Here is a 5,562-nt window from a genome sequence, read left to right as displayed (position 1 = left end):
CTGAGCAGACGCCAGTCTGTGGGAGCGGTCACCGACCGCGACCGCGACTCGCACGACCAACAATCGGAGACCCGCAGATGGACCGCACCGAACTCCTCCCCGACCTCTACCTGTTCCGCGACACCTGCAACGTGTACCTCGTCCGCGATGGCGACCATGCTCTGGCGGTGGACTTCGGCAGCGGCGCGTGGCTCGATGACCTGCCGGCGCTGGGGATCAGCCACCTCGACCATGTGCTGCTGACGCACGCGCATGACGACCAGTGCGTGGGTCTGGCGGCGCGGGCTGGCGGCTCCTGCTCCATCCACGCTCCCGCCGGGGAGCAGTCCGTACTGGCGCCAGACCGCGACCTGCGGGTGTTACCGCCGTGGTGGGCGATGGGCTGCCCGGCGAACTACTTGCCCCCGCGCCGGCCGGTTCCGAACGTCACCTACAACATCGCCGGTCATGGGCACATGATGTGGCGTGGGCGGCGGGTGCGGTTCGTCCACACCCCCGGCCACGGGCCCAATGCCTGCTCGATCCTGCTGGACCACGGCGGGCGGCAGGCGCTGTGCTGCGGCGATGCGGCCCACGCGGGCGGGACCATCTGGCAGCCGTTTCACCTGGAGTGGGACCACTGGACCGGCGCGGGCGCGCTGGCGGCCTGGGAGGGTGTAGAGCGCCTGCGGGGGCTCAGCCTCGGGCTGCTGTGCCCGTCGCACGGGCCGGTGGTGAGCAGCGGGATCCAGCCCCTGCTGCGCCAGTTGTCCGGGCGCCTGCTGGACTTCTACCGCGCCAAGGGCCAGATCAGCCCCGGCACCAAGGACGGCTATCTGTCGCCCACGGCGACGGTGGCGGGGGCGCTGCAGTACTCCCCGCACCTGTACCAGTATGGCGGCAACGGCTATCTGCTCGTGTCCGACAGCGGGACGGGGTTGGTGGTGGACCCCTTCCAGCCGGAGATGCCGGCCTTGGAGGCCCTGCTGTCCGAACTGGATGTGCGGCCCACGGCGATGATCGTTAGCCACTACCACTACGACCACTGCGACGGCATTCCGTATCTGCGCGACAAGTACGGGGCAGAGGCGTGGCTACACCCGCTGATCGCCGAGGCCTGGCAAGGCCGGGGGGCAGGTCCTGCCGGAGGCATCCCGGTCCGGCCGCTGCCCTGGCTCCTGAAGCGGGAGATCGCTCCCGACCACCTCTGGCCGGAGCGGGGCGCGTGGCGCTGGGAGGAGTATGACTTCCAGGTCGCGCCGTGGCCGGGGCAGACATGGTGGCACTGTGTCTGCATGGCCACCGTGGATGGGCGCCAGGTCCTCTTCGCCGGGGACAACTTCACCCCGACCTCCAAGTGGAACGGCACCGGCGGCTTCTGCGCGTACAACGGCAGCCGCTTCCACGACGGGTTTGTCCCCAGTGCGCAGTTGGCGCTCGACTGGGCCCCCGATGTGGTCGCCGCCGGGCACAGCAACACCTACGCCTTCTCGGCCACGAAGTTCCGCCGCATCATCCAGTGGGCGGAGCAGGCAGAGGCGGCGGTGCGGGCGCTGTGCCCGTCGGGGGACCTGGAGCAGGACTACTACGTGCTGCACAAGCTGATCGCCCAGGGCGGAGCATTGGGCTGAGAATCTGGCGGGGTCCCTGTCACGCTGCGCGTGACACCCCGCCCTGGTCTGCGCGGAGGTTCACATCCATGTCAACACACACGCTCACCGGTCTCGACACACTCGCCGCCGACGGGTTCGCGGCGTTGCAGGGCTTGCGGCTGGGGCTCATCTGCAACCACACCGCCGTTGACCGTCAGCGCCGGCATCTGCTCGACCTGGCGCTGGAGCACGGGTTGCAGGTGCGGGCGATTCTGTCGCCGGAGCATGGCTTCCAGGGGAAGCTCGATGCCCCCGTCGCCTCGGGCGTACACGAGCCCACCGGCCTGCCCATCCATAGCCTCTACGGCGAGCGTCAGCGGCCCACGCCCGAGATGCTGGAGGGGCTCGATGCCCTCGTCTACGACATCGCCGACATCGGTGTACGGTTCTACACCTACACGACGACCATGACGCACTGCATGGAGGCCGCGGCGGCTGCGGGGCTACAGGTCTGGGTGCTGGACCGGCCGAACCCCATCCGTGGTGACTGGGTGGAGGGGCCGGTGCTGGACGAGCCGTTCTCCCGGCTGTCGGCGTGGCACCCGCTGCCCCTCCGCCACGGTCTCACCTCGGGCGAACTGGCGACCTGGGCGAATGCCACCTACGGGTTCGGCGCGGACCTGCAGGTCGTGCGCTGCACGGGCTGGCGGCGGGACATGTGGTTCCACCAGACGGGCCTGCCCTGGGTCAACCCCTCGCCCAACATTCGCAACCCGCGCCAGGCGCTACTGTACGTCGCGATCGGGACGCTGGAGGCGTGCCACATCTCGGTAGGGCGCGGCACCGACACGCCCTTTGAGGTGATCGGGGCCCCCTGGATGGACGACTTGCAGGCCGCGGAGGCCCTCAACGAGGTCGGCATCGCGGCACTCAGCTTCACCCCGCTCGCCTTCACGCCTTACGAGCGGGAATTCGTCGGGCAGGAGTGTCGGGGTATCTTCATCACGCTGCACGACTGGGAAGCCTTCGAGCCGGTGACGGCGGCCCTGCAGATCGCGGTGACGCTCCAAGGCCTGTGGCCCGAGCAGTTCGGGGCCGAGCGCATGCGCCACCTGCTGGGTCACGCGGCGGCGACGCAGGCGGTGGTCGAGAGGCGGCCCGTCGAGGAGATCGCCGCGCTGTGGCAGGAGGGACTGGCGGCTTTCCGAGCAGAGGCGGCGGGGTATCGGCTGTACGAGTAGCGGTAGTGTAGGGCGGGGGCTTGTACCCCGCCCCGCCCCACAATGAGCCGCTAGCGTCCCGTCAGTTCCCCTAGCGTCCCCCCGAACACCAGCGCTTCCTGCTCCGCCGTCAGGCCGAGCGAGCGCATGACGGTCAGCTCGGACTCGAAGCGCGCAATCGCCGGCGCATGGCCCTGCAGGTGGGGCCAGTCCAGGCCGAAGATGGTCCGCTCCGCCCCGACCTCGCGGATGGTATCGGCCACGAGTTGCCTGTGCTGGGGCTTGGCCAGCCCCGTGATCCCCGCGTACACCCCGCCGCCCCGCCAACTCGACGAGTGATTGAAGATCACCGCCATGGCCTGATCGAAGAAGCCCCGGCCGATGCCGTCCGAGACGCCCATGTGCTCGATGATGACCTTCAGGCGCGGGTGGCGGTCGAGGATGTTGTCAATGAGCAGCGGCTGGTAAGTCTCCAGCCGCCCGCCGTGCACGCCGGTGTGGAAGAGCACGAAGACCCCCAACTCGGCCGCGAGGGCATAGAAGGGGTCGCAGGCCGGGTCGTCAATGCGGAAGCCCATGACCGGCGGGTGGGTCTTGATCCCCACGAACCCCGCTGCCACGTAGCGCTCCACGATCTCACAGGCGTCGGGCGCGAGGGGGCTGACGGCCACCGCGCCCAGGATCTGCGGGTACTCCTGCAGGCGGCGGCACAGCCAGGCATTCGGCTCCTCGCCGGCGAGCATCTCCGTCGTGCGCGGGCCCCAGAACGGCGCCAGGGCGACGACCTTGTCCAGGCCCATCTCCTGCCGGAAGCGCTCCAGTTCGGGCAGCGTGCCCAACTCCGGCTGCTCGGGGAAGGCGCCTTCGGGGAAGACGTGGCAGTGGTTCAAGAACATGGCAACTCTCTCCTGATCTCTTCATACAGCATCTCGTGCCAGGCGCGCGCTTGCTCGGTGGAGATACCGATGGTGTCCGTCAACGTCGCCCCTGCGGGTAGCAGGTCGGTCGGGCAGTACTCGGTGATGACACTGCGCATGCCCTGCTCGTCGTAGTCGTACGGGTACAGCCGGCAGACGAGGGGCCGCACCCGCAGCGGCAGGCGGCAGCCTACCTTCCCCAGCATCACACAGTCGCCGTTGGGCTGCTGCCTGACCAGCCGCCGCTTGCCGTCGGCACGGATCGTGCCGTAGTACCAGGTGGGGTCTTCCTCCGGCTGGTAGTAGTCGGGGTCTTCCTGGTCGCGCCACTCGCAGAAGTCGGTCGCGCCGGTGAAGGCCTGGATGCGCGCGACATCGCCGCCGGTGACGTAGATCTCCACCTTCTGGCAGCAGGTCTCGCCCCGGCGGGCGCACTCGGCGCACAGGTCTAGCGGCTCAGTTGTGGCCTCGGCCATCGGCCCTCACCCCGACCCTTGCCGCGTCGGCAAGCGGGTTCGCCCCTGTAGGGCGTAGAGACCGCTCGCGGTCTCAGGGGGCTTGTACCCCGCCGTCGTGCGCCCGACAGGAGTGTCGGGCGTACCCCCGCCCTACAGCGGCGCGGATGCGACAGCCCACGAATCTGCTCAGAACCGCACTTCCTTGCCCGTCTGCGCCGACTTGAAGAGCGCCTCGACGATCATCACGATCTTCATGCCGATGCGGCCGGTATCAATCAGCGGCACCTTGCCGAGCAGCCCGGCCACCCAGTGGGCCTGCGAGCTGGCGTAGCCGGCCGTCTCGGGGCGGAGCTGGTTCTCGCGCCAGTCCCACTGGTCCACGTCGAACTTGGTGTCGCCATCGAGGCCGCTGAAGTTGCTGTGGAAGGTGAGGGGGTCGAGCGTCAGGCCACCCTTGTCCCCGTAGACGGCGTGCTTGGGGCCCTGCTGGCCGTGGATGGCCCAGGCCTCCTCGATGAAGAGCGTGACACCGCCCACGAACTTGACCAGGCCGATCCCGAGTTCCTCGACGTCGTAGCCTGACTCCTTGCGGCGCTTGGTGTCCATGTCCAGCTCCTGGAAGGTCGAGCCGGAGACGCTGAGCAGGTCGGGGTTGTCCAGCAGGTGGAGCATCAGGCCGATGTGGTAGACAGCCATGTCCACGAGCGCCCCGCCGCCGGAGTTCTGCTTCTGCACGAAAGGTGGCGTGCCGTAGCCGTCCACATAGGGCCGGCCGCGCCGGCGGTAGTTGGAGGCCTTGGCGTAGTAGAGCTGGCCCAGGTGGCCTGTCTCGATCAGGTGCTTGGCCGCACGGGCGGGCTTGGAGAAGAGCGTGCCGAGCTGCATGGCCAGCTTCTTGCCGGCCGCCTCGGAAGCGGCCACCATCTTGCGGGCGTCCTTGCTGGTGAGGGTGAGGGGCTTCTCGCAGTAGACGTGCTTACCGGCCGCGAAGGCCGCGCAGGTGACGGGGCAGTGCAGGGCGTTGTGCAGGCACACGTCCACCGCGTCAATCTCGTCCATGGCCAGCAGCTTCTTGTAGTCGGTGAACACATGCGGGATGCCGTGCTCGGCCGCGACGCGCTCAGCTTCATCCTGACGGATGTCCGCCACGGCGACGACCTCGGCATCAGCCAGGTCCCTGTAGGCGTTGAGGTGGTGCTTGCCGATCATCCCGGTGCCAATAACGCCGACCTTCAGCTTCTTCATGGTGTCGCTCCTGGTGGGGTTTGGCGGGAGGTTCCCGCCGCGACCTACGACACCTGCCAGGCAAGGAGGATTCCCGTCCCTTGCGGCGAAGCGTGTGGGAGCGGTCATGTGTGGGAGCGGTCACCGACCGCGACGAGTGGACGGTCGCGGT

General features: G+C 68.7%; 5 protein-coding genes. 2 read left to right on the top strand and 3 right to left on the bottom strand.

Going from position 1 to position 5,562, the window contains the following annotated elements; all coding sequences use genetic code 11:
* Positions 1-77 precede the first annotated feature (77 nt).
* Positions 78-1,610, top strand: coding sequence for an MBL fold metallo-hydrolase (locus LLH23_17725; protein ID MCE5240307.1), 1,533 nt, complete (start codon positions 78-80; stop codon positions 1,608-1,610).
* Positions 1,611-1,678: 68 nt separating this feature from the next.
* Positions 1,679-2,812: a DUF1343 domain-containing protein gene (locus LLH23_17720; protein ID MCE5240306.1), complete on the top strand. Its 1,134-nt coding sequence runs from the start codon at positions 1,679-1,681 to the stop codon at positions 2,810-2,812.
* A 50-nt stretch (positions 2,813-2,862) separates the two neighbouring features.
* On the opposite strand, the gene LLH23_17715 is transcribed toward LLH23_17720, so the two are convergent.
* The 3 genes from LLH23_17715 to LLH23_17705 all read right to left on the bottom strand — a co-directional run bounded on the left by LLH23_17715 (position 2,863) and on the right by LLH23_17705 (position 5,411).
* Entirely contained in the window at positions 2,863-3,687 is an 825-nt protein-coding gene (locus LLH23_17715) for an amidohydrolase family protein (protein ID MCE5240305.1), read from the bottom strand.
* A complete protein-coding gene (locus tag LLH23_17710; protein ID MCE5240304.1) occupies positions 3,678-4,184 on the bottom strand; it encodes a YkgJ family cysteine cluster protein in 507 nt (168 codons plus the stop codon). The genes LLH23_17715 and LLH23_17710 overlap by 10 nt, the downstream gene beginning before the upstream one ends.
* Positions 4,185-4,352: 168 nt before the next feature.
* Positions 4,353-5,411, bottom strand: coding sequence for a Gfo/Idh/MocA family oxidoreductase (locus LLH23_17705; protein MCE5240303.1), 1,059 nt, complete (start codon positions 5,409-5,411; stop codon positions 4,353-4,355).
* Positions 5,412-5,562: the final 151 nt, after the last annotated feature.

It is taken from the genome of bacterium (genome assembly GCA_021372615.1).
Lineage (GTDB): Bacteria > Armatimonadota > Zipacnadia > Zipacnadales > UBA11051 > JAJFUB01.
Note: the sequence above shows the minus strand (reverse complement) of the source record. Positions and strands in the feature narration are given on the sequence as shown.